The organism is Sivoneniella epilithica UHCC 1019 (genome assembly GCF_040830845.1).
GTDB lineage: Bacteria > Cyanobacteriota > Cyanobacteriia > Leptolyngbyales > Leptolyngbyaceae > ULC077BIN1.
The window spans coordinates 35,483-60,171 of record NZ_JBFPDP010000031.1; the positions used below are offsets into that span (position 1 = coordinate 35,483).

Genomic DNA, 24,689 nt, shown 5'->3' on the forward strand with positions numbered 1-24,689 from the left:
ATGTATTTCTCCTTTTTGGTTGAACCATACAGACACCGCCGTAGTCTAACTGGTTGGTCAAATTACTCTCCTGGAGGAAGATTGTGAATCCGAAACTCCTCATGTGCCTATTTTTAGGGATCAAGTCCGCATTCTTGTTCCCGATGGTTTCTCAAGCGGCAGTCAGTGCATCACCTTCCAACCAACCCAATCGTCAATCAGCGATCGAGATGGATGTAGTCAATCTAAGCCAAAGCGCCTCTCAGTCAGTGCTGATTGCAGACAGAAATGACAACAGGCGGAATAACGACAACAGGCGGAGTAACGACAACAGGCGGGATAACGACAATGCACGGCGCTTAGTTCCAATTCGTGTGCAGCAACCCATCCGTTATCGGACTCCGATTCGTGTGCAGCACCCCGTCCGTGTAGTGCGCCCTATCTATGGACTACCGCAGGTTCCAGTGCGCTACCCAAACCGCAATAATGATTCAGGTGGAGTTCGTGTTCGGATTGGCTTCTAGTGCATCTCAGCGGCATTCTTGATGGTAGATGGGTGCAGAGGTAATGGGTAGGGTGGATGGGTGAATAGGTGGTAATCCACCCTATTGGCTTCCCCACTCTCCCTAACCTCCCAATCGGGCAGAGCTTGATGGTTTTTCACAGTTGTTGTTATGAAAGCGCTCAAAGAGATTCTTGCCCCTTATCCGGTTGATCAGTTTTTGAGCCAGGATTGGACACAGCAGGCTGTTTACATCCCAGATGAAAGGGGGCAAAAATTTCAGTCGCTGTTTACCTGGAAAGATTTAAATAATCTGCTGAACTTTCATCGGCTTGAAGATCCCAACTTGCGCTTTTCCCTGGATGGAAAATCCCTTCCTGGATGCGATCGCACCATCTGGCACGATCGCATCCAGGAAGGTGCAACGCTGATTATTAACGAAATTGATGAGGTGGTGCCAGCCGTCTCTGCCATGACCACTGCCCTCCGCATCGAAACAGGACATCAGGCACAGGTCAACTTATACTGTTCTCCCGCCCAGCAACAGGGGTTTGACAATCATTACGACACCCATGACGTGTTGATTTTGCAAATTGATGGCGAGAAGGATTGGTTTGTTTTTCGAGATACGGTGCCTGCTCCCCTCACCTTTACACCGGATCAACTGCCGCCCGAAGCCCCGCCCTATCTGGAATGTACTCTCAAGCCAGGGGATGTATTGTATATCCCACGTGGGCACTGGCACTATGCGATCGCGGGCGATCGTCCCTCCTTACACCTCACCCTGGGTATCCATTGTCAGACGGGGATTGACTGGCTGCTCTGGGTTGTGGGTGAACTGCAAAACCAACCCACATGGCGACAAAATTTGCCCTTTGTGAACCATGGTCAAACGCAAGGTCAAACGCAAGCCCTGGAGCAAGCTTTAGCAAACCTCAGTCAACATCTGCATGACTGCCTGCAAGAACCTGATTTGAGGCAACGCTATCAGGCGCATTTGACACACCAAGTTCAACCGATCGCTCCCTTCTCGCTGCCTGCCCAATTGGGGATTGAGATTTTCCATCAGGGGCTGGAAACACGCTTTGTCCGCCCACCATTTTTACAGATGCAGTTGACCCAATTGGGCGAGCAACACCATCAAATCGCGATCGGCACCAAGCAAATTACCCTGAAAGGATTGCCAGATCTTTTGCTGCCCAAGTTGCTTGAGCCAGAGGGCTTCAGCATTTTGGAGATGGCAGATTGGGCACCAGATCTAGACCTAGAGGCAGATGTGGTGCCACTCTTGACGCGATTAGTGACAGAAGGGGTGTTGTTAGTAGACGAAGCAGCAGTGTAGCTCAATCAGGGCGTTCCAGTGTGGCATCAACCCTCTCGACCAACCAGGCACCGAAGTGACTAAGAAACATCAAAAGCCCCTCTCGGTTGTCAGAGGGTTGAATGGCTAACTCTAATGCTTTTCGCATCAACGGTTCTTGGGCTGGAAAATAACGAGCAAAGCATTCGTAGCAGGGGTAAAGATCGCGGGTAAAGGTGCCTTCAGTTGCCATCACCAGTTCAAACCCAGTCCGCACCATCCGTCGTGCAATCCAACCACACTGGGCTTTGATGTGCGCGTTATCGTGAGGATAATCGGCAGATGCCTGGCGCAAAAACGTCTGCGTGTCAGCTAGATCATCAGCCAAATCAAAGGCATGATTGATCAGTGCCGCTCCAGGCTTGAATCGGGGCAAGTGCGATCGCACATCCTCCCCATAAATACACAATCCTTGCGTCTGTAGGGTCGCTTGCCACTGCGATGTGGGCGCTTGGATCTCTACTGCCGAAACCAGGGCTGTCTCAACCTTGAGACAAAAGGGGTAGCGTTGCATCAGGGCGGTTCGTAGAGGTTTGAGTAAAGCCTCCAGATGATCAGGTTCAAACTCACCCAAAAGCAGCGCGACACTATCCAGGTCTGATACCGCTGGAATCGCCAGTCCTCGCGGCACAGAGCCACGCAAATAGAGACTGTGAAGGCGATCGCCCAGTTGGTTCACACAGCCATCACGCAGATCACAAACTAAATTGAGCCAAGGTGGTTGAATCTTTTCCCAACTACATTCATTGATTAGATAACCCTCGGCATCCGTAGCCATCCAGCGCCCCAGCTTACGAATTGGATTCATCGCCGCTCATTCCATACAAACTTGTTTGCGACCGAGAGAGTTCGATGTCTGGTCATAAATCAATCACTGGAGATTCATCTGCTAAGCGTGGGTATAGGGTATGAGCAAAAGAAAAGGACAGGTAGTTGCGATCTGCCTGTCCTTGTTTAATCCAGTTTTTCTGGAAAGTTATTCAGGCGCGATCGCGGAATTTGTCGCACTAGCTGAGCCATTGCTGGTAACTGCTGGCGTTACAGCCGCTGCGTTGCTCTCCCCAGGATTTAACTCTGCTGCTTGTGCAGTAGGTTCTGTCTCTGTGGAAGACGACTGCACAGTCGTTGTAGGAATTTGCCGCAGTCCTGTCATACCTGGAAAGACTCGGCTGGGTAACCCTACCACTTGATAAGCAGCAACAACTTTTCCTTTCTTATTCAGCTTACGACCCCGAACTTCGGTGCGATCGACCAAAAGAATACGATCGCCTTGCCGCTCTGCTACTACTTCAGTCGTCCCTCTCTGCTGGTAAACGTAGTAAGACGTATTGCGACCATAGTTCCGATCATCGTCATCATCGTCGTCATCATCATCGTCATCGTCGTCAGAGGTACGCCCTACACGACCTCTACCGTTATCATCATCATCGTCGTCGCCAGAACTACGCCCTGCACGACGACCTCTACCGTTATCGTCATCATCATCATCATCATCGTCATTGTTGCCCCTTGTCTCTATCAACACATTACGATAGCCAGGAAAAATGGTGATAGATGAACTGTTAAAGACTGTTGTTGAAAAAATAGTCGTGCTAGATGATGACGTTGTTGTTGTCGTCGTTGTAGAAGGCGTAATCACTGCCCCTCCTACTGTGGTTGAGACTCCCACTACAGGAATAACCACAAAACGAGTGAAGTTAACATTGTCGCGGCGATCGCTCACTGTGAAGAACGTATCACCACTACTTTTACCCTCAAAACTGCGGCTTCCTTGCTCAAACTTAAACTCTGTATCTTTTCGTGAAGTGCCTGAATAAGCGATCGAGTTGCCACCCGTAAACGCGACAAAGCCCGTTCCCTCACCTTTAATTTGGTAATCCACGCTGCCGGTAACCGTATTCAAATTCAAGCCATCTTTCTTGATATCAAAAGGTCCAGTCAAGGATATATCTAAAGTTCCAGCCCCTTCAATCTTAAACGCCTGAGAATTTGAAGTGTTTACACTTTCTATTGTGAACTTAGTTGTATCGCCAGCAAAATCTAAAACTCTGCGCCCTGTTGCTGGATCAACGCCATAAGCTGTCACCGAGTCATCTACTTGGGCATTCTTGCCTTCAAAGTCGAACTTAATCCGTCGCCCCAAAAACACAGGCACCAAGGTTACTTCCGTCGCCGCCGGACGCAATTGCAAATCAGACGGTAGCCCAATAAAATCCCCTGTTAAATTCGCGGCAAACGGACCCACTTCCAATAAACCAGTTTTAGAACTAAAAACACTGCTGGAAGAATCCGATAACACAACATTCACTCCAGGAATAAAAACGAGTGGTGTGGTGCCCGTTTGGTTGGGGCTAATCAACGATCCGGTGCCAAAGGAACTAGGTGTAAAAGCAGTTAGCGTAAAATTAAGGGCTGTGGGAATATTTTGGAAGAAAACGGGGTTACCTACTCTAGAAAAGGCAACTCCTGACAATGCGCCTTCTAACCGACCGCTATCGCCACTATCAGGACGGCTATTGCCATTAGTATCAGTAAACTGGCTGGCATTGGGAAGAAAACGAGAGGTTGTCGTCGTGCCGTTTGGAGTGACAATTCGCAGCGTTTGAATAACAGTATCAAATAGCACAGGTGAACCTGTACGATTCAAGGTGTTTGCATTGCCAGCATTCAACTGGGTGAAAAAGGCAGCATCTCCGCTTACTTGTCCACCTGTAATCGGAATATCAGCTTGGGCGGATGTGGCAACTGCGAGGCTTCCAGCCACGATGCCTACACAGACAGCGAATCGAGTGAATTGAATCATCACGATAAATTTCCTCCTAATCAATTGGCGAATGAATAGTGAACTAGACTTACAATGAAACCCGCACCCGTTGTAACCAGGACTCACCGACTCAGGGGTATCAGTATTTAAGAGTACCCGTAGTTGCTTTAGAACTATCCAGTCCAGAAAAAGTTCCCCAACTTAGCCTGAACTCAGAATGTAAATGTAGTTCTTAAAACTCCCACCGTAATCGTGTCGTTGTTCGGGTTGTTGTTGGGGTTAAAAATGATCATCACACCGGGGGTGACGCTGATATTGTCATTCACCCGATATCGATAAAAAGCTTCTACGTGAGTGGTTCTTCCCGGTTGGTCGCCTGGTCCTGCGGCAAACACATTCCCCCGATTCACAAAATCTGGCACATTTCTACCAATGGGCAAATCGCTGCTGGTAATGGCGGGGGGTTGCCCGACATAGATGCCGCCTAAGTTGCCAGGAGCTAGCAGATCAGGGAAGTTGAGAAATGCCATCCAGTTGAAGGTTTCGACATTTCTAGAAAAACCTTTCAACTCGGAGTTGGTGTAGCCAACCCAGCCACCTAGAGTGAACCGAGGTGAAACTCGCCAAGAAGCCGTTGCTCCAAGGGCATTGGTTTGAATAGGGGCGCGGGTAAAAGGGTTGATCGCGGTGGGCAACGCGACTTGATCATCGCCAGTGCCAGTGCCCAAAAAGCCAGAGGGTGAGTAGGAATTGGCGTAGTGCAGAGCGATGTCGATCGCGTCAGTTGGGGCGATCGTGAATTGGGCACCCACCGTTGAGCCACCGTTTTGACCGCCAAACAAGCCACCATTTGCTGGGTCGCTAGCTCGGTTTGCAAAATAGACTCCTTGCAGCGAGAAGCGGCTACCAATCTGCCAGTCAAATCCTGCCCCTGCATTATCGCCATTTCCGCCACTGGAGCCAAGATTCAAAATCGGATTGCGCTGAGCTAGAAAAGAAATCGGTCCCTGCCCTGCACTTTCAATCCGGTTGCCGCCGCGAAACACGTTAATCATGTTCACGCCCTTTGCTCCTGCAATGATTGCAAAGTTGTTGCCAACCAGTTGCCGAAACGTTAAGTCGCTGAGTTGCACAGCGCTTGCCGAATCGCCCTCATAGCCTAAGAGAGTATTATTAGTCAGCAGTTGCGAGAAACTTCTGCCGCTGCCAGCCTGCAACCCGGTAAACAGCAAACTGCGTTCACTAAAAGCGGTGTAAAGACTAAGCTGTATGTTGCTGATGACGTTGATTTGATCAGAATTGTCATTAAATCGGAACCCTGCCAGTTCAATGTCTGGGCTGTTTTTCCCTTGGACTCCGAAAATAACCTGACCGGATAGCTTAGTCGTGGTTGAAAACTGCTGCTTTTCTAAGGTTGCAGTTCGCACTTCTAGGGACTCAGTTCGTCCCCGTAGTGCTGCTAGCTCCACGGAAAACTCTTCCATCATTTTTTTGAGCTTTTCCAGGTCTTCCCTAGTGGCAAGGTTCGCGGTTCCAGCCGCGATCAGTTCCTGGATTTTGTCGAGGCAAGCATTCAGTCCCGCTGCAAATTCATAACGGCTCAAGGCGCGATTACCCCGAAAGGTTCGATCAGGATAGCCGACGATGCATCCATAGCGCTCTACTAAAGACTGCAAGGCTTGAAATGCCCAATCGGTAGGCTTGACATCAGTAAGCTGGGAAACGGAGGTCACTTGATCTAATCCAGCGTCATTGGCTTCTAAGCCATCGGTTGGCTCTAAGTCATATGCGCCAATAGGGTTACTGCTTTGACCTCTTTGGGTTGGATTTGTTTGAGCAGTGACAGTGCTAGTCATTAAAAAGCCCAGTACAGCAGATGCCAACACTGGGGTTACTGTTGTCTTACCAAAAAAATTCTTCATTGTGCCTCACTCCTTGTCCATGGCTTGGATCAATCATGCACCTGAACATAGATCTATCCAATCACACCATGGATTTTGCAGGAAAATCTTGACTAAATCTTTATCTTTGTGCCAGTTATTCAGAGAAAAATCATGAGAGTCAAACCCGCTCTAGTCCGTTAACTGTGATGTTTTGGGTGTGCTGAAAACCCAGCATGTTACTTTGCGATTGATTGCCAAAAACGTTGCGTGAAGTTTGGGTGAAGTTATGGGGGCTATAAAGTGGGGGGCGATGCCAATATAGGTCGTAGCCAAGTGAACTTAGATATTCAGTGATAGCGGTGTCTAGTGGTTCCGCTAATTCCACTAGATATAGGGCTGGCTGGCAACGCTGAAGGGTTTGGCTGGCTCCTCTCAGTACGGGCAGGGTCATTTCTGCAACATTTAGCTTGAGCAAACGACATTGGGCAATGCCGAAACTGTCGAGGGTGGCGACTTGCACTTGTTCTTTTGGGGCATTGTTAGCCGTAGGAAATGTTTGGGTTGCTGCTGGCTTCGCGATCGCGTTCAAAGGCAAAAAGCCAGTGGTTTCTCCGAGGGCAATTGGGTAGCTGTGAGTGTTGGTGATGCTGTTGAGCGCTAAATTTGCACAGAGCATTTGAAATTGCATTCGCAGCGGTTCGATCGCAATCACCTTTCCCTGCAAGCCGACTGTTTTCGCAAAAAATACAGTATGCGCTCCGATATCGGTGCCGACTTCCACGACGGTATTGCCCAGTTGCACCAAGGATTGAAATAGGCTGACTGCACTTTCTGTCCATTCGCCGTATAAATCGAGCGATCGCCCAATGCCTAAGTCGCTGACGTTAAACATCATCATGCCGTGGCGACATTGCCGAATGCGGTTGAAGCCGGACAAGGATAGGATAGGGGGCGCGGGGGGGGAATTAATGATTGGGTTTTGAGTTTTGGCTTGCGGTGAGTCAGCCGGAGTGGGTTTTGAGTTTTGAGTTTTGAGTTTTGAGTTTTGAGTTTTAGAGATTGAGAGATTGGATTCTTTGATGAGTGGGTAGGGTCGGGCTAGTTCTTGCTGTAGGGCGGCGGCGACTTGGGCAAAGAGGTCTTCCCATGCGGCGGGTTGGTTTTGGCGAAACAGGCGCATGGTGGGATACCAAGGGTTATCGTCGCGATTGCTGAGCCAGCGCCAATCAGCGACATGGGGCAGCAATGTCCAAGTGGGTTTGCCCAAGGCTCCGGCGAGGTGGGCGACGGCAGTATCGACGGTGATGATGAGATCTAGCTGGGCGATCGCGCAGGCGGTGTCGGCAAAATCGGTGAGTTGATCTTGTAAATCTTGGAGGCGTGGGATGTTCAGCAGGGCACGATCGGTGGCGGGCTGTTCTTTTTGGAGGCTATAGAGTGCAATTCCTGGCACCTCTAGCAGCGAGAGAAAATGGCTGAGGGAGCAGGAGCGCTTGCCAGAGGTGGAGTTGCTGGGGTTGGTTGCCCAGACGATGCCGATTTTGAGCCGGGTGTCGGGCGGCACAGCTAGACGAATGGTAGTCTGATCGGGCGGCGACAGGTAAGGCACATTAGCAGGAATCGTGTCGGTGGTGGTGCCGAGAATGTAGGGCAGTTCCAGTAAAGGTGCATGGGTGTGGATGTCGATATTTTCCTTGTCGCGATCGACACAACGGCTGACACCGGGAACCGTGGATAGCAGCCGCAGCAATGGTTTTTGGCAGGCGATGATCACTTCGCCGCCTCGTGCTGCGACTAGGGGCGCATACCGAGCAAACTGAATAGTGTCGCCAAACCCTTGTTCTGCGGTCAGCAAAATCACTTTGCCATGCAGATCTTCCCCTGTCCACAGGGCTTGGGTATAGCGGAGATCGGGACACTGCTTGGTTTTCCAGCGCCAGTGATATTCTTCAAAACCGCGCCGAAATTCACCAATTTGCAGCAGAATAATGCCCATGTTGAGGTGAGCATCGGCAAAGTCAGGTCGCAGGCGCACGGCATCTTCAAAGCAGGCGATCGCGTCCTTAAACCGCGCTAAATCCACTAGCACACAGCCGTAGGTGTTGTAAGCGTCGGCATTGTTAGGCTGAAGGCGGATGGATTCTTGGCAATAGGCGATCGCCTCGTTGAATCTGCCCAACTCGCGCATGGCGTTACCCAAGTTGATGTAGGCGTTGGCATAACTGGGGTTGAAGGCGATCGCCCGTTGAAAATGGGTTGCTGCCTCTTCTAACTTGCCCTGTTGCTTCAGCGCAATTCCTAAATTGTCATGGGCATTGACATAACCGGGATGAATCGCGATCGCCTGCCGATAATGCTCAATTGCCTCATCCAGTTTATTTTGCTGATACAGTGCCACTGCCAAACTATTGTGAGCGCTGGCATGGTTTGGCTCTCGCTGCACCGCTTGGCGATAGCAGGCGATCGCCTCTTCTGGCTTGCCCTGACGATAAAGCGCCATGCCTAAGTTGTGGTGAGCATTAGCATAGTCAGGCTGCACCGCGATCGCCTGTCGATATAAATCAATGGCTTCTAAATCTTGCTTCTGTTCATATAGGGCGATCGCCAGATTATAGTGAGCCTTGGCATTATCGGGCATCAGTGCCAAGGCGCGTCGATGATGGGCGATCGCCCCTTCCACTTTGCCCAACTTCAGCAGCACCGATCCTAAGTTGCCGTGAGCCTCAGCAGAATTGGGCTGGATTGCCAAGACCTGCTCGTAGTAATTGACGCTGTCCTGAGTTCTACCCGCCTGATCTGCCAGCAACGCCAGCCAAAACAGCGCTTCCACCTGACGCGGATCGTGCTGAACAATCTGGCGATAGGTTGCTTCTGCCTCTGCCAAATTTCCTGATTGATAGTGCTGCTGCGCTTGTAATAACTGCGCTGCGATCGTATCTGATGCCGTTAATGCCATCACTTACCTCAGCCAATAACCCTGTTTGAATTTTAGCCTGCTAGACGGGAAGCCCCGCGCTCTACCTGCACTCAGATGAGCGTCGGGTAATTCACAGTTGAAATCATCACAACGCCAAAAGCTGACCTGCTAGCGGCGATCGAACTGGGGTGGCAGTTCAACTGGCGATAACCGACCCGGCGCAGACGTAGCTGGAGTCGTCAATCCAGGAACGCCGAGTCCGGCAGCGCCACCGGGCGATGCTGGTTGTCCAGGTGTGCCCGATTTTTGACCCGCTTGTTTTTGGGACTCAGCGATCGCCTTGGCGACTGCGGCGGCGGTTGCAGCAGCAGGGTCTGTGGGGTCAACTGTTTCTAAAGTGACGGCGCGCATCACTTGCTGTCCGGCGGGGCTGGTCACTTGCAGCATCACCGTAACGCTGCCCGGTTTAGGGCTGAGAATCAGCGGAATGCTGGCGACAAGGGGCACACTACCCGGTGCCGGAAGTAGCTCCACTTTCGTGCCAGCGCTCCCGTCCACTTGCCAGGAGAGTAGCAATCTAGGCAAGGGTTGATTGGGCAAAATCGGAATTACATATTTCGCCGCAGCATTTTTGCCATTGAGTTTAAACTCCAGGATGCGGGAAGGCTTGGGCAGAATTTTGATTAGGTCAGTTTTTCTCGCAGCAGGTTTGACGTTGAGCGTATTTTTAGGACTTGCAACCAGTTCAAACAAATAGTCTCCAGGCAAACGGGCATTGGTGGGTAGGTTTTGGCAAATCAACTGCTCTTGCAACACACAAAATTCTTTGAGGGAAGCAGGCACTCCTTGGCTAAAGTCATATTGTCTGGCAGGACGGACGATCGCGCCTTCCGGAGTGCGTCCAGTCAGTTGCAATGATTGCAATTGGTTGGGATTGGCGATCGCCCAATTCAGCCGAATCTCCGCTGGTTTAGGTCGGGTGGCTGGATTGGCAGCCCGATCGCCCACTTGACTAATTTCTTGATAAACAGGCTGAGTAGAAGTCAAGCTCAGGATTTGGGGTTGGGGAATGGCAGCGATCGTCACAGGATTGGTTTTGACAGTTTCAGACAGTTCCCCCCGTCCCGGTTTAGACGACATCACCATCTCAAACTGATAGGTTCCCGGCTTCCGAGCGCTGGTGCGAACATTGCGGCAGTCCAAGCTAACGGGTGTTTGAGTACACAAGGGTTGCAAGACCGAGGGGATTCCCTGGCTAAAGTCATACACTTCTGGACGAGTCAGAACTGCGCCTTCGGGTGATAGCCCCGTAATTTTGAGCGACTCTAGGCGATCGGGTTGGCTAATTTGCCAGCCTAACCGCACCGCATCGCCGTTGATCGCAGCGTAGGACGCCTCTTCTGAAAAAAACTGGGCGACTTTCGGCAACGGCGGCACTCGAAACAACAGCCACCAGAGCAAATAGGCGATCGCCAGCAACCCTAAAATGCCCAGCAGCAACAGCGGCAAAAACTGCCACCACGGGCGTGCTTCCCAGAGCAAAAAACCGGGCAGGTTATCCACCGTCAGCGGCAACTGCCGAGAATCTTCCAGGTCAACACTAAAATTCAGTACCCGTCCGCCGCCAAAAATTGGTCGTCGCCACCATTTTTTGGGCTGCACCTGCACCTGTATCCCCACTGCTGCTTTTGGAGCAACCTGCACCTGGGTATGCTCCAGGGTATAGGTGCAAAGATCATCTTCATCTAGATTATTGATTCGTAGGAACACATCCCGCCGCGTGTTGCCGATATTGTTCAGCCGCACCTGATACAACCCTGCTTGTCGTCGGACTCGACTAATAATGGTACGAAGTTCTGCCTGAAGCAGATAGGTGGGCGGCACCTGTAGATAGACTAAATCTAGCAGCACCAGTTCAGGACTATTTTCGGAATAGAGCCGCAGGGTGGGAATGTATGTTCCGGCTAGGGCATCGAGGGGCGGCGTGATTACGAAGGAAATTAGGCTTTGCTCCCCCGGATTCAGGTTGAGGCTATCGGAATTCACCACTAAGCCGGAGCCTTGCACCCCTTGGGGATAGGTGATGAAAAACCAGGCGCGAGGCAAATCGGTGCAAAGTAGGCGAAACCGATCCACGCGATCGCTGCGGTTATGCACCATGACCTGCAACGGTAGCGCCCCACCGGGTTGAATGATCGCGGGTTGCGTAGAGGTCGTGGTGGGCTGCAACGCAAAGGTCGGATCACTGGTGTGAACGGCATCTTGGGTCGCCGGTAAAATCTGAATTTGCTGAGCAAACTGAAGGGGAGTGTCTTCGGGGTAGTGTTCTTGAGCATCCACCACTACCAGATAGGGATACAGTCCGGGAAGGGCATTAGTCGGCACTCGAATCGGGAAAACCACCTCTCCACTTTGGTCGGGTCCTAACGCGAGACGCTCTCGCAGGGATAGGCACCATTGCTGCAACAGAGTGGAGCGATCGTCAATCGAAACGTCGATGATGGCGCTCTGGGTGCCTTTGTTAGAAATGGTGACGCTGAAGCTAAACACTGAGCCAGGAACTACCCTTTCTTTGCCGGAGGAGTTGAGAATTACCGCCAAGGGTTTGCTAGGAGCCAATGCCGGGTTGCTGCTTTCCGCGATCTCGCTGCTGTCCTCGGTGCCATTCTGCCTGAATGGTTCTGAATTAGATGTCGAGAGCGGGCTATACCGTTCACTAACCATGTTTTTCAGTCCTCTCTCACCATTGCCTATTCCCTTCAAGCTAGCGGCAGTCAGAGTTAGACTGCTTCACTCGATAGAGATTCACTTCGGTATCGTCGCCACCCGTGACTATTAGGATGTCATCTTTCGACCGAATCACATCCACCGAATTAATTGATTTGCTCGATTGATCAAGTACCTGACCCGAGATCGCCTGCCCCCAGCGATCGCCGCTGGTCGTTAGGCTCCAAAGGATCGCGCGACCATCCTCACCCGCACTGGCTAAGTAACAGCCATCTGCGCTAAACGCGACGGAATGAACCGCTTTGTCCAGTTTCCACTCATCGACCACTGGGCAATCGAGGGTGCTGTTGAGGCAAGCGCGCAGGTTCCAAATTTTGATGGTGCCCTGGTTATCGGCACTGGCGAGTAAGTAAGGCTGAGCGGCTGCGGTCGCCAGACTCAGAATGTAGTTTGCTTCACCGCTCGTTCCATATTTAATGGATCGCACCGTATCTTTTTTGAGATCCCACAGCACCAGTTGATTGAACCGTCCAGCGATCGCTAAATGGCTGCCCGCTTCACCCACTAACTTTAAGGCATTGACGGCAAATCCCATTTGTTTTTGCCGTTGCTGGATCGGTTGAATGGAGGCGATGTTGGGGTCTAGGCTCCACTGCACCACCAAACCGCTACCGTGCCCACTAAACAGCGTCCGAGAATCGGGAGTGAATGCCAGATCGAATACGCGATCGTCTGGCTGCCTTAAAAAGGTATGTAGCGGTTCGCGATCGCCCACAGTCGCATTCCAAAGCTGAATTTCACCATTTTCCAATCCCGCCGCCACCAAGTCATTATTAATCGGACGAAAGCGCACCACCCGCACCGCTTTCTGAGTTTTGGCGATCGTCCCCGTATGCTCGTTAATCAAAGGATTTTCAAACCCATCAGTACGCCAGCCAAGAATTGCCTGGTCATCTGCACCACTGATAATCTTGTCACCAACGCCGTTAAATTGCACCGAGTTTAGCGGCGCTTTATGCCCCCAGTAAGGGTTCGCTGGATTAAGCCAGGATAACCACCACAGCAGCCACAGCACTCCAAGCACCCCCAACGCTTGCAGCCAAATAGGGAACACGGGATGCAAGATGAGCCGCAATAACTGCGTATCGTTGTGGACATCCAATCGAGCATCAGCCAATCTTGCTTTGGTTTCAAACAAACACGTTTGAGGAAAACCCACCCAACGCCGCCGCTTCGTCACCCATAAATCAAGCTGAGTCGATTGGTTCATCGGCAACTCTGCTTGGTCAGGGATAATCTCAAGGTGACATTTTGCCTGGTTGTCTTGGGGCTGCACCGCGATCGCCACCTGATGCGGCAAATTACTGTGATTGGTAAAGTAGAGGGGATAAATGACCTGAGTTTTTTTCCAATTAGGCAACCCGGCACCCTGCGGCGGCATTTGCTGCTGAGGATAGGGGCAGCGCACCTCAACCCGACCAACGGGCAACACATAAAGACTGCCACTGGCAACCGAAGTCGGTTCATTCACGCGGTTTGCCTCCACCGAAAACCCATAGGTTTGGCAGGGCGCTTCAGTTAAATTAGGAATCCGGCAGAGAAAACTCGTTTTTGCCTTCCCGTCAGGCGTGAGTTTTAAGCGCCGCTCTGCGCCTTCGGTGAGCCAACTCAGCGGAATACCGACACAGCGGACGATCGCTTCTGCCACTAAGTGTTCTGGGTTTTCCAACTCAACCGGAATTTCGATCAATTCATCCGGTTGGGCTTGAAAAGTGCGGACAGGCAAGGCTATCTTCAGCGGCACATAGGCAGTTCCCGGTTGCAATATCAGGCGCAAAATCTGGCGTTCTTCTTGCCGCAAATCCATCGAAAAAATGCGGACAGTCAGGTTCATTAAGCCGACAAAACCGGGCTTTGGATTATCGATGATTTGTACCGAAAATTGGGTGCGATCGCCCGGAGGATTTTTGGTGGAAATATCTGGCGAAACCACATACCAGTATGGATTTCCATAACTCTCGACTCCCGCCGCCTGAATATCTAACTGAAAGGACGCAAATTGATCGCTCTGATTCACTACCGCTATTTCAAAAGTGGCAGGAATTCCCCCCGGCTGATAGGTGATTTCCTTGGTTGAAAGTTGAATGCGAATCAGATCTTTAAGCATAGTAGGGGGAATTACGAGTGACGAAATCCGAATGACGAAAGGGAAAAAACGGGAAGCATTTGTTGCATATTAAGAGAACTAGGGAAAATTACGAGTGACGAAATGCGAGTTATGAAAGGAGAGTAAGCGGTGCGTTTCTTAACTGTCAGTGAAATTATCAGATGAAGAATAGCATTCGCCATTCGGCGTTGCTGAATGCAGACATGAGTTTCATTGGTAGGGGTAGCGCCTTGTGCCTACCCTTGCTGGGATAAGGGCAACCACAAGGGATTGCCCCTACGAATTTCATATCTAGATTCAGCAACGCCCGCCATTCGTCATTCACCATTCGCCATTCGTCATTCGCCATTCGCCATTCGCCATTCGTCCTATACTCCAAAGATCTGATTAATGCGATCGCGAATCCAGGCGATCGGATTGTGTTTAAAGGTATTTTCATCTTTCAGTAAACCGTGGCTGCGGAGGCTTTCTTGGCGTTCTGCTAGTTCAACTTTATAGTCGTTTAGCTGATGGGTGACGGTTTCTGCAAGTTCGGGGTGTTCTCGCAATAGGGTTTGAAATCCGGTTTGATTGACTGCAAACAGAACGGTGGGTTCTAACGTGCGAACGGTGGCAGTGCGAGGGATGCCCAATAGCAAGGACAGTTCGCCAAAGAACGATCCAGCAGTTTGGGTTCTTAAGGATTTTTGCAAGGTGTTGACGTACACTTCAACGCTGCCACTCAGAATGATGTAAAACGTGTTGCCGGGTTCGTCTTCCCGACAGATTACTTCTTGGCTAGCAAATTCAATTTGATAACCCAACTGAATCAAGCGTTCAATTTTATCAGGGCTGAACGATTGAAAAGGCGGCACAGACAGCAATAGGGCATGAAGATTTTGCGGTTGAGGGTCGATTTGCAGCCGCGATCGCCGCGATCGCGCAATTAAATCAGTCACATTGGCATTGCCATTGGATCGGGTCACCACTGCCATTGCTTTTTTGGCGTTGTCTGTTTCATAGCGCAGTTTTTCGACCAGTTGCTTCATGGATTGTTCGCGATCGGAGATAACACTGGTCATCTGGCGAAACAATCCCGCGAGTTGACCGAGTTCATCCGATCGCCGCGCCACCTTGTCTAACCTCCTCAAATCGGCTGCTTCGGCTTCATCCGTCCCATATTGATCATGCGTAATTTTGTGAGTCAACCGCGCCATGGGCACAATTGGCTGAATCACCATCCGGTTTAACAAGGTATTAATTAATAGCAAAACCACTGCAAAGATCGCCGCAAAAACTCCCATCATCAACAAAAGCTGCTGATTGTAACTCTGAAAGACTTCCTCAGCAGTCACGTATACCGTTTGCGCTGCCACAATCTGGTTCATTTGCCACCCAAATCCATGCTCTGATCCATAGGTGGCAATTTGACTCTTAGGGGCGCGGCTAGGCGTGCTATGACACTGCAAGCAGCTTTGTTGCTTAATTGCCAGCGGACGAGCAACATAAAACAAATTTTTGCCAGCGACTTGATGAAACCCCGATAGCTCCTTCAAATCAGGATTTTGGCGAAATTTTTGCACGAGGTCTGCCTCAAACGCATTGGCAAGATCGCGCGGATTGGTCGGATTAAGGGTCGCATCTTTGTAGAAATAATCCTTAAACCCCGGACGTTTACGTAAGTATTCAAACGATTGTCTGGCAGCATAGGACGGAACAGACTCACGAATAAAAGCTGATGAATCATTCAACCGATCCTTAAATAGGGGTTGTACCTGATTGTTGGTATAAGAGCGAACCGCATCCACCATTTCCATTAACATGGTTGCCTGAGTTGAAACTTGTTGTTCTGCCTGTCGATGTGCCGCAGAAGAAAGCAATAAACCGCTGAGAAACATGCCGCAGAGAAACACGATCGCCAGCACTACGATAAATTTAAGACCCAGCCTCAGTTTTTTGAACATGGCGTTTTTAATACCGTTTTGAGTTTTGAATGGTAGAAGCTTTACTCAGTCACGGTCTCAACCTCAAATCTTTACCCCGCACTCAGTACTTAGAACTCCGCACTCATTTGTAGCTGAGTCAACTGTCGTCTTTTCCAGGAGAAATGCAGCAGGTTAATTCCTATTTCTTGGGCGGTGCGAATGGTTTCGCGGGTCAGAGAAAGGGCTTCATCCAAACCCCATGCTTGGGATAAAGACCCGATTGATAGGACAATGCTACCCCAATTGAACAGGTGAACTGGATACCCTTCAATGCTGGGAAATTGAGCAAATAGAAAGGGCGATCGCAGCGGATGATCTCGCCCTAGAGTCCCCGTAGAATCGGTCGTAATGCCGATTTCTTGAGCAATGGCTTGCACGGTCACAAGCAGGTCTTGAATTTGCCGATTCAAGGCGGCTTCCACAGCAGCTAGCTCTACTTCTAAATCTCGCTGCATTTGAGCGGCGTTTGTTTCTTGAGCAAAACTGGCGATCGCGGTTTGCAACTGCTGCCGAATCAATCCTAATTCAGCAATTTCTGACTCTTCTAGCGACGTTTCTATCAGGATGACGGTTCCGGTGGCAACATGGCGCTGCAAGGTCTGTTTTTCGGCAGCATCCAGCGTCAAAAATTGCTGGCGGGTGAAGTAGAGTAAATCTGCTGGAAAAGACACCGCATCAGCGACAGCAAGATTGATCGGCGCAATCATCGTGCCTTCCATGATGGGATACTGCGCGGGTAGCGATCGCACCAGAGATTGTAGGGAATACGCTACGGTTTCATCCATTTGGCTAGCTGCCTTTGTCAATACCTGAGCCAGACACACTTGCTGTATGGGGCGAGCTTGCGCCCATTGGCGATACCGCAAATCGAGGGTATTGGCGATCGGGTTGAGTACATCGGCAGCAGGAAGCAGGCGCACCTCACCCGGAATCAGTTGTACTCGGCATAGTTCAACTTCATCGCGGCTAGGAAGAGTGCTGGTTTCATCAATCCGAAAGGTTTCTTGAACGAGGTCGCGATCGCCCTGTCCTTGCAGCCGATCGGGATCAACATATCGCAGAGTGATGTAAATGGTGAGCGAACCACTGAGGGGGGCGGGTGAGGCAATCCGAAAGGCGATCGCTTGGGGCACCACAATCGGGTTGCCATAGCCATCGATCGCCACTCCCTGTTGAATTTGTAGCCAGCGCCCATCTCGATGCTCGGTTGCAATCTCATCGGGAGCCGCAATTAAGCAAACGCCTAAGCCGCTGACAATTCCTGCCTGATTCAGCGATTGATAGTGGACATTTTGCCGTTTGCGGTGATACTCATGGGCAAGCCGCCAGCGTTCTGCGGTTAGCAGCAAACCGTCATTCACTTGAAGCCGCTGAAACGGTTCAATTGGCAGCGAAAGGGACTGTTCGACCATGACTAAGGCTCCAACGCGATCGTAGACGGCTGCACAAACAGATCATAGGTACAAAAGGCAGGTTTTTCCTGCTCGATCACACCGCGCACTAGCGCTTCATCAACCTGGCTCACATCATCCGGGCGCAGGTAGACTGTGAAATAAAACGGTCGCCCACCCCCCAAAATCGCATCTTCCCCAATGCGCGCCGCCCCTGCCACAAAACCGGGGCTGAAGAATTCGGTAATGCCAATGTGCTTCTCTTCCTCTGGCAGATGGTCATCTAGGGGCAAGCCCGTTGCTAGATGCAGATAAAAGCGCAGTCCCCGGCGGGTGCCGCGCCACCGATAGATCGAGATCGCATTACGAATCAGATAGCGCTGTCGCTCTAGGCTGAGGGTAGGCATCAGTGACCAGCCGACCCAATGGGCTAAAAACGGTAATAACGCCGTAGGAGCAGTTAACGGATCTAAATGTGCCCAGAGGGTATCCAGGCTTTGTACGGCAGGCTCAAAGCTTTGTTCAAAAATTTTGAGAAACCGTCCAACAAAATCAATTTCTCCATAGATGGCAGGCAAAAAGCTGGGATATAGCGTATGGGGACGAATGTAGAGATTAAACGCAGCCGTTTCAGCCTGTCTGCGCTCGGTTTCATGTTCTGTAGTATGAGCCGAAAAGTGTCCTTGATAGTTCAGCGTCAGGGTTTCTTGGGAATGCAACGCCTGATGCTGTTCAAAAAAATCTGCTGGAATTTGAAAATACAAAACCGCTTCCGTTTGCTGTCCTGCGCGTATTTCGGTGCCCTCGGTGCCAATCCGACACCAGTCTTGGGGAAAATTTCCTTCTACTTGCAACGTCAGTTCTAGGCTGCGATCGCCCAAGTTGCGGATTTGCACCACCATTTCGCTGGGTTCCCCCGGACGGATCACCAAGTTCAGGTTAGAGGCGATTGTATCTGCCCCCATCCAACTTCCTGGCTGCGCCCCTGCACTCGTCAGCAACGCCTCCGAAATCTGCATCGGCGTGAGCATTAAACTAATGGCTTGGGTCGAGCGCGGCATTACGGGAAGGGGTAAGGGGGTAAGACGATTGACGAGAGGTGAACTCAAAACTCAAAACTCAAAACTTTCCTAACTCAGCACTCTTCTCCTCATCCAATTAAACTAATTGCATGGCTAGATCTCAGGCGGTTGTCTGCCCAGGAGCAGATTAGCCCAAGGGAGCCGGGATCAACAATGCCAGTGGAGGAGAGCGATCGAACCCAGGTGTCTCCTTGCGAGTGGAGTTCAAACAGCAAGATGGCTCCTAAGTAACGGACTCCAACGGTTTGCTGGAGCAGGTTGACGATATCGGAGGGATAGACGGGGCAGCCGAACGTCCACCCGTTGCCGCCTAGCCCACCGGTGAGCGGATTGAGAAACCGATAGAGGGCAACCTGCAAACTGCGAAGAATCACTTGTTGGGCTTGCGGATGATTATATTCTGGGTCTAGCCCCACTTCTGCTTGCACCGCGACTCCAACATAATTCGGTTGTTTTAGCTGCACTTGTACCCCTAATAGGCGGCGATCGTCTAGATAGGCAAGCACTTGATCTCTTAAAGGTTGGGTTAATCTTAACTGATCGGGATGAATGCCTTCGCCGCGCTGGATGCCGTCGAGGTTGGCTTGCGGCACCACCAGCAGATTAACTACGCCTGGTGTGGGATTGCGGCTCGATTGGGGCAAACAGCAGGTACGAGCGACGGCACCACCGCCCCCTTGCAGCGTTAGGGTTTCAAAGTCTTCGGGGGTAACGGCGCGATCTCGAGATCGCAGCAGTCGCGGCACCCGAATCACCGCATCTTCCAGAGATTCCGCATCGGCACCGTTATAAGCGGCGATATGATTGGTGACGCGATCGACATAGGGAACTGCGGTTTTGGGAATTTGTAAGGTTCCCCGTTGCACATTGCCCTGTTGTCCGCCGCCCGTGCGATAGGCTGCCATCCGCAACAGTGATCCCTTGGCTGGAATTGCGCCATACTGCCGTTCTAGGTTTTGCAGCGCGATTCGTGAAACGATCCCTTCGGGAATCGCTTGATCCCTGATCTGTAAAGCACTTTCGCCGTTCACCTGCGTTCTAGCGCGAAACTGCACCTGCTCCCGCAACTGGGCTGGCTCTCGAATTAAGGGACCAAACTGAATAACTCCGGTCAAAGAATCGAGCGTGTAATGGCGATCATGAGCGCCCGAATCGGCAAAATCGGTGACTTCTTGCCATAATTCCGGTAACCCATTGGGCGGCATCACCAGCAAGTGTTCTCCGGGTTGGCGCGGTAAAATCGAGCGGCTTTGTAGTTCAAAGGTTTGTCCGGGTGTGCCGTCGCTCTTACCAATCAGTTCATCGTAAATCAGGGTGCATTGGCTGGCGGTGACGGTGCCACCGATCGCCCGAATGGAAAACCCCACCAGTTGCGGCGATCGGTTATAGCCAGATTGCAACCCGTCCGGCGGCGTATACACACAGCGCAACCAGCGCCCTTGATAGGTGGCAAAGTAGGTCGCCGGAAACTGGAGCGGTAAATGCAACACCACATCCGCTTCTTGAACGGGGTTCAGGGCGGGTTGCCCCATATCGTCGAAACTAAAGCCCCGTGTGCTGTCATCTATTTCTTGCAGTAATACCGATTGCCACCCTTCCCCATTCCATGCTTCCCAACGGCGCGGCGGATGATCGGGGTTAATGCCTGTGGAGGTTGCTGCTTCGCCCCGCAGTTTCAGCGCCAGCACGTTTCCCTCGATCGGTTGCTCCGGGTCAAGCACTAAATAAAAACAGTTTCCGGGTTGGGGAAGTTCGGCAAAAATAGACTGTTCTCTCCCTTCCCAACTGCCATCGGCTTGCTGAGTCCACAGGTGAGTCAGGCGATCGCGCAGCATTTGCGGCACTGTTTCCACCCGGTCTGCGGTGAGAAATTGGGTAATGCGCGGTTTGCCAATTACGAGCGGCTGATCCGTGCTAAAAACGATCGCCTCCTCCGTCTCAGTCCGAATCGTGGCGACTTCCGTTCCAGCCGCAATTTGATAGGCTTGGGGTAGCTCTGCACTCAGGTAAAACGTCAGTTCAGTTCGCGCCGCCGCCGCCGCCTGTAGCTGCACCCCCAACATTTCCAAAAACACGACAAAGTTCCGTCGGGGCACCTGATTGAACCGCATCAACATTTGATCGGTCAACCAGGCAAATAGCTCCACCAGTGTGATCCCCGGATCGCCGGGGTTATAATTCGTCCACTCTGGGCAATAGCGCGGAATCCGTAGAATGCACTCGTCTACCAAATCCTTAAAAGTGCGATCGTCTAGATCGGATTTTGGCAACTTCGGTAAAAAATCAAAGTCCATTAGAGGCGAGAGGATAAGGGGCGAGAGGCAAGAGGCAAATGACGATTGGCGAACTCAAAACTCAAAACTCAAAACTCAAAACTTTCTAACTCACGGGCTGCAAGTAGAAGGGATAAACTAAACTGCGGGTTTCGTGGCTGTCTCTGGGATGGTAGGCGATCGTAATATCCACTCGACCGCGTACCGGATCGGGATCGGCGCGCACATCATCCAGCACAATCCGAGGTTCCCACTTTTCTAAGGCTTCTTGAGTATGCAGGCGTAACAGCAGCAAGGTTTGGGTATTCATTGGTGCAAACGCTAACTCTGCCAACCGCGACCCAAAATCAGGACGATAGACCCGCTCCCCAAGTTGTGTTCGCAGAATAATTTGAATTGATTCTTCGATGTTGCGAGTGGTGGCGCTGATTTGTACCCCGCCTTGCACTGTTACCCGTAATGGAAATGCCCATCCTTGACCTAAATGCGCTTGATTTTGTATTCCTTCTGGCATGGAAAAAATATCTTCCTTGAGGATGAGGTCAACGAACCCAGATATCAGCGTAAAAGCTGCCACTAAATCCTTGTTTTAACCCATAACCTTAGACAAGTTGGAATATTTAATGAAACTTTTGAAGATCAGGAAAAGAATTGAAGACTGAGGCAAAGCTAAACTTATGCCTCTAGCTACTCACTATTTCTACTAATTGCTTTAGAACTTGTAAAACTCGATTACTGACGCGATCGCAGGTGTTGCAGCTTGTGCTTCTTCGGTTGTCGGTTGGGCTGGCGTTGCCGCGATCGTCGGTTGTTCAACCTGATGCCCCGTTGCATCTAAGTACATCAGCCAGTAGCAAAAGATGAATCCTGCCAACGCAAAGCGATTCAATAGAGACGTGCTTGATGAAAATGTACTTGAATATGCCATTTCGTCTCAACAACCCAATGTACAAACGCAAACTGATGCAGGAATTGAAACCAGGCTCAACTCAACCAGAGCTAGGCATTGAGCGGCGATCGCTGAGTCCATCGAACAGATAATTTCTAGAATACCGCATTGCTTTTGCGACTCAAACCGTTACATGGATTCACGCAGACTAGCGTAGCCGATGCTTTCCAAAACGGCGCATTTTTCCCAAGAACGCCAACTAAATTCGCAACGAATCTTAAAAACAGAAAAGTAGTGTAGAGGGCGCTTGTTAGTTTACTCTTCTTCCATTCCCGTCTCTGCTGCTTGCCTCATTGCTAAAAAAGCCTCTTTGACTGGCTGGCTCACAGCACTTTGAGGTTCTGATAAAACCAGGGCTTGATAAGCCTCAAGAAATCGGCTCCTCAGCCGATGAAATAAGTGTAAAAAATGCCGAATGAAACCAATACAGTCTAGAATAACGAACTCAATACCGACCGTTTCATAATACAAAGATCGGGCATAATCCTGAATTTCCTCATCTATTGGCTCAGTTGTAATGAAGATGTAATTATTGACTCGTCTGCTGCTTAAAAGCAATTTCTGTAGGGCGCGATCTACATCTTCACGAGTAACTCGCTTATTTTTCATCTCATAACTGGTGATAATTTCCTCGTCTGCAATCAGAGTAATTTCAACATCCCCCAACGCACCTGTTTGGATGTCAGCGGCATTGTGTGCCCTAAGCGTAAGAACTTTTTCCCCAAGAAACTCTTCCGCAGATTGATAAGCAGCGGCTACAACAAGAACAGAAAGACGGCTCGTTCCCTTGAGGCTCATGTGCTTCCCAATCAAGTTGACAATATCCTCTGAAGACAAAGGCACAGAATCTTCGGTGGTATTCAGCGTTGTAACTAACGCCTCAATCCGCTGCTGTCGTTCATTTCTATCAACCAAAAGCAATCTGACTATTTCAGCAAGAAGAACATCGGCTGCGATACGACTCCAGTAAACATCATCCAGTAGATTAAGAACGGCTTGATACAACTGCGGTGGCTTACCGACGAGATTTATATCTTTAGTTAGCGTTGTGTTTCGGTTGCGTAGCGCAGGTGTGAGAAAAGCAGTTGTGCTGTTGCATGGCAAATTGTTTTCATTGATAAACCTTGTAATGTAGCGTTCATCATAAGCCCTACCTGAAAAAGCGTCGGTATCACCAATTTCCGTATATGGTTTTCTGATATCGACATCAGGGCAATGCAGTTTTGCCAACAAACAAGCCATCAAAAAGCGTATTCCTGCGCGATTCTTGAGATTAAGGGCAATATAACTGGCATATTCTCTAGCTTGCTGATTGTCAATAAGTGACTCTTCTAAATTTGCGTTAGCGTATCGAAGAGCGGCGTTGAGGATTTCAATTGGTTCTGCCATTCGCCTATGTTCTGTGGAACATCATAATTAGTCCAAAGTATCTCGGTGCGGGGTTGCTTAACTGAGAGACATTGTTTTGATGGAGATGCGGTACAATTCCAGTCCTTGTAAAGCTGATCTAATAAGTCACACCGATAGCCAGACAACGCAACCTTACCTTTGAGGCTAGCCAGCACTTCAGCAAGCTCTCGGTGATCGTTGTCAGTCATTTCATACCCATAGGCATGACTATCGCCCCGTGACTCATGAGGATAGGGAGGATCGCAATAGAATAACGTCTCTTCGCTATCGAATCGCTGAATTACTTCGATCGCGTTCGCATTTTCAATTTGAACCCGTAAAAGTCTTTGTACAATTTCCGAGAGTCCTTCAACACTGCCAAGCCAACGAGAAACGGCTCCTGCCATCCCTGCTCGGCTAGTCAATTTACAGTGTGCCCATCTTCCAGCACTCGCTGTTTGGGCAAGACCTGTTCTCACTTGACGGGCACGAACAAAGAAACGACGCGCTCTTTCTAATTCCGAGAGTTTTTCAATGGGTTCTTCAACTGCAATTCTAAGTTCTTCCCTAGAAAAAGGTGTTAGTCCGATCGCCCGAATCAGGTCTTCTTGACTATCACGCAGAACTCGAAAAAAGTTGACAACTTCTCCATCAATGTCATTGTAAGTTTCAACGGGGGCAGGTTCTCGATTGAGCAGAACAGCCGCAGATCCTGCAAAAGGCTCACAGTAGTGGGTTGATTCTGGCAACAAAGGCAGCAGCCAATTGAGGTGGTTAAATTTGCCCCCATACCATCCAAAAGCAATAACCTTGCCCATTTGCTTTCTCACTGTTTAGCTCTGGCTAGGCAGTATACACGAACTAACACTGTTAAGGCAGCGATCGCCCGAAAATTTCCCCACTGAGCCAACTCTAAAACAGAAGGCTGATACTGACTTGGCTGATAGGTGCCTGGTGAATCTGTGGATGAAGACGTGCTTGATGGATAGGTAGTTAAGGGCGCATCTGGAGATTGGGGACGCGATCTATTTTTTATAGCTTTATAAACAACAAACAAATTTTAGTTTATTTGTACTAAAGTGCTAGAGTACTATGACGCTAAAACCGAATGGCATAGTTAGCGGTACAGCCAAATTCAGGTGCCACAAAATATTATTTGAAAACAGGAGAATTCTTGTGTTTAAGAAATCATCGATCGCAGCAATTCAGCAACAACTTGCTCAGTTAGAAGTACTCAGGGGTGACCAATTGAATGGACTTCTAAAGGGGAGCATCTCAAAGTGGTAAAAACAATCAAAATTCGAGTTGACCATTGAGATAAGCACAGCGCACAGACAAAACT

At 50.2% G+C, this 24,689-nt stretch carries 18 protein-coding genes; 2 read left to right on the forward strand and 16 right to left on the reverse strand.

Annotated features, from left to right (window positions below):
- The first annotated feature begins 83 nt into the window (after positions 1–83).
- Together AB3R30_RS17665 and AB3R30_RS17670 are read left to right on the forward strand one after the other, a co-directional pair.
- The gene (locus AB3R30_RS17665) at positions 84–503 is read left to right on the forward strand and encodes a hypothetical protein (RefSeq protein ID WP_458650525.1); all 420 of its coding nucleotides are present in this window, start codon (positions 84–86) and stop codon (positions 501–503) included.
- A gap of 150 nt (positions 504–653) precedes the next feature.
- Complete coding sequence (locus AB3R30_RS17670; protein WP_458650526.1) at positions 654–1,823, forward strand: JmjC domain-containing protein; 1,170 nt, start codon at positions 654–656, stop codon at positions 1,821–1,823.
- 1 nt (position 1,824) lies between these two features.
- Here AB3R30_RS17670 and AB3R30_RS17675 read toward each other — a convergent pair whose 3' ends face one another.
- The 16 genes from AB3R30_RS17675 to AB3R30_RS17750 form a co-directional block, all read right to left on the reverse strand.
- Entirely contained in the window at positions 1,825–2,649 is an 825-nt protein-coding gene (locus AB3R30_RS17675) for a hypothetical protein (RefSeq protein WP_458650527.1), read from the reverse strand.
- Between the two features lie 168 nt (positions 2,650–2,817).
- Complete coding sequence (locus AB3R30_RS17680) at positions 2,818–4,647, reverse strand: hypothetical protein (protein ID WP_458650528.1); 1,830 nt, start codon at positions 4,645–4,647, stop codon at positions 2,818–2,820.
- 170 nt (positions 4,648–4,817) lie between these two features.
- The gene (locus tag AB3R30_RS17685) at positions 4,818–6,527 is read right to left on the reverse strand and encodes an iron uptake porin (RefSeq protein WP_458650529.1); all 1,710 of its coding nucleotides are present in this window, start codon (positions 6,525–6,527) and stop codon (positions 4,818–4,820) included.
- Between the two features lie 139 nt (positions 6,528–6,666).
- A complete protein-coding gene (locus tag AB3R30_RS17690; RefSeq protein ID WP_458650530.1) occupies positions 6,667–9,444 on the reverse strand; it encodes a tetratricopeptide repeat protein in 2,778 nt (925 codons plus the stop codon).
- A 129-nt stretch (positions 9,445–9,573) separates the two neighbouring features.
- Positions 9,574–12,129 carry a COG1470 family protein gene (locus AB3R30_RS17695; protein WP_458650531.1) on the reverse strand — a complete coding sequence of 852 codons (2,556 nt, stop codon included), beginning with the start codon at positions 12,127–12,129 and terminating at the stop codon, positions 9,574–9,576.
- Positions 12,130–12,169: 40 nt separating this feature from the next.
- Positions 12,170–14,299: a WD40 repeat domain-containing protein gene (locus tag AB3R30_RS17700; RefSeq protein ID WP_458650532.1), complete on the reverse strand. Its 2,130-nt coding sequence runs from the start codon at positions 14,297–14,299 to the stop codon at positions 12,170–12,172.
- Positions 14,300–14,456: 157 nt separating this feature from the next.
- Complete coding sequence (locus AB3R30_RS17705; RefSeq protein ID WP_458650533.1) at positions 14,457–14,648, reverse strand: hypothetical protein; 192 nt, start codon at positions 14,646–14,648, stop codon at positions 14,457–14,459.
- Between the two features lie 19 nt (positions 14,649–14,667).
- The gene (locus AB3R30_RS17710) at positions 14,668–16,242 is read right to left on the reverse strand and encodes a c-type heme family protein (protein ID WP_458650534.1); all 1,575 of its coding nucleotides are present in this window, start codon (positions 16,240–16,242) and stop codon (positions 14,668–14,670) included.
- An 89-nt stretch (positions 16,243–16,331) separates the two neighbouring features.
- A complete protein-coding gene (locus tag AB3R30_RS17715; protein ID WP_458650535.1) occupies positions 16,332–17,675 on the reverse strand; it encodes a hypothetical protein in 1,344 nt (447 codons plus the stop codon).
- Between the two features lie 2 nt (positions 17,676–17,677).
- A complete protein-coding gene (locus AB3R30_RS17720) occupies positions 17,678–18,715 on the reverse strand; it encodes a phage tail protein (RefSeq protein WP_458650536.1) in 1,038 nt (345 codons plus the stop codon).
- A gap of 89 nt (positions 18,716–18,804) precedes the next feature.
- Positions 18,805–21,030 (reverse strand): putative baseplate assembly protein, encoded by a 2,226-nt coding sequence (locus AB3R30_RS17725; protein WP_458650537.1) that lies wholly within the window; start codon positions 21,028–21,030, stop codon positions 18,805–18,807.
- 85 nt (positions 21,031–21,115) lie between these two features.
- Positions 21,116–21,586, reverse strand: coding sequence for a GPW/gp25 family protein (locus AB3R30_RS17730; protein ID WP_458650538.1), 471 nt, complete (start codon positions 21,584–21,586; stop codon positions 21,116–21,118).
- A gap of 135 nt (positions 21,587–21,721) precedes the next feature.
- Positions 21,722–21,937, reverse strand: coding sequence for a hypothetical protein (locus AB3R30_RS17735; RefSeq protein ID WP_458650539.1), 216 nt, complete (start codon positions 21,935–21,937; stop codon positions 21,722–21,724).
- A gap of 276 nt (positions 21,938–22,213) precedes the next feature.
- Positions 22,214–23,347, reverse strand: a complete 1,134-nt coding sequence (locus AB3R30_RS17740; protein ID WP_458650540.1) for a hypothetical protein — start codon at positions 23,345–23,347, stop codon at positions 22,214–22,216.
- Positions 23,290–24,165, reverse strand: coding sequence for a DNA adenine methylase (locus tag AB3R30_RS17745; protein WP_458650541.1), 876 nt, complete (start codon positions 24,163–24,165; stop codon positions 23,290–23,292). Before AB3R30_RS17745 ends, AB3R30_RS17740 begins: the two co-directional genes overlap by 58 nt.
- An 8-nt stretch (positions 24,166–24,173) precedes the next feature.
- A complete protein-coding gene (locus AB3R30_RS17750) occupies positions 24,174–24,404 on the reverse strand; it encodes a hypothetical protein (RefSeq protein WP_458650542.1) in 231 nt (76 codons plus the stop codon).
- Positions 24,405–24,689: the final 285 nt, after the last annotated feature.

Excerpts from the sequence above, each read along its gene's own strand:
- AB3R30_RS17735 (WP_458650539.1), bottom strand. The coding sequence starts at position 21,937 with ATGGCATATTCAAGTACATTTTCATCAAGCACGTCTCTATTGAATCGC.
- AB3R30_RS17700 (WP_458650532.1), bottom strand. The coding sequence starts at position 14,299 with ATGCTTAAAGATCTGATTCGCATTCAACTTTCAACCAAGGAAATCACC.
- AB3R30_RS17725 (WP_458650537.1), bottom strand. The coding sequence starts at position 21,030 with ATGGACTTTGATTTTTTACCGAAGTTGCCAAAATCCGATCTAGACGAT.
- AB3R30_RS17715 (WP_458650535.1), bottom strand. The coding sequence starts at position 17,675 with ATGGTCGAACAGTCCCTTTCGCTGCCAATTGAACCGTTTCAGCGGCTT.
- AB3R30_RS17710 (WP_458650534.1), bottom strand. The coding sequence starts at position 16,242 with ATGTTCAAAAAACTGAGGCTGGGTCTTAAATTTATCGTAGTGCTGGCG.
- AB3R30_RS17705 (WP_458650533.1), bottom strand. The coding sequence starts at position 14,648 with ATGGCGAATGACGAATGGCGAATGGTGAATGACGAATGGCGGGCGTTG.
- AB3R30_RS17745 (WP_458650541.1), bottom strand. The coding sequence starts at position 24,165 with ATGGGCAAGGTTATTGCTTTTGGATGGTATGGGGGCAAATTTAACCAC.
- AB3R30_RS17675 (WP_458650527.1), bottom strand. The coding sequence starts at position 2,649 with ATGAATCCAATTCGTAAGCTGGGGCGCTGGATGGCTACGGATGCCGAG.
- AB3R30_RS17670 (WP_458650526.1), top strand. The coding sequence starts at position 654 with ATGAAAGCGCTCAAAGAGATTCTTGCCCCTTATCCGGTTGATCAGTTT.
- AB3R30_RS17740 (WP_458650540.1), bottom strand. The coding sequence starts at position 23,347 with ATGGCAGAACCAATTGAAATCCTCAACGCCGCTCTTCGATACGCTAAC.
- AB3R30_RS17690 (WP_458650530.1), bottom strand. The coding sequence starts at position 9,444 with ATGGCATTAACGGCATCAGATACGATCGCAGCGCAGTTATTACAAGCG.
- AB3R30_RS17720 (WP_458650536.1), bottom strand. The coding sequence starts at position 18,715 with ATGCCGCGCTCGACCCAAGCCATTAGTTTAATGCTCACGCCGATGCAG.
- AB3R30_RS17695 (WP_458650531.1), bottom strand. The coding sequence starts at position 12,129 with ATGGTTAGTGAACGGTATAGCCCGCTCTCGACATCTAATTCAGAACCA.
- AB3R30_RS17685 (WP_458650529.1), bottom strand. The coding sequence starts at position 6,527 with ATGAAGAATTTTTTTGGTAAGACAACAGTAACCCCAGTGTTGGCATCT.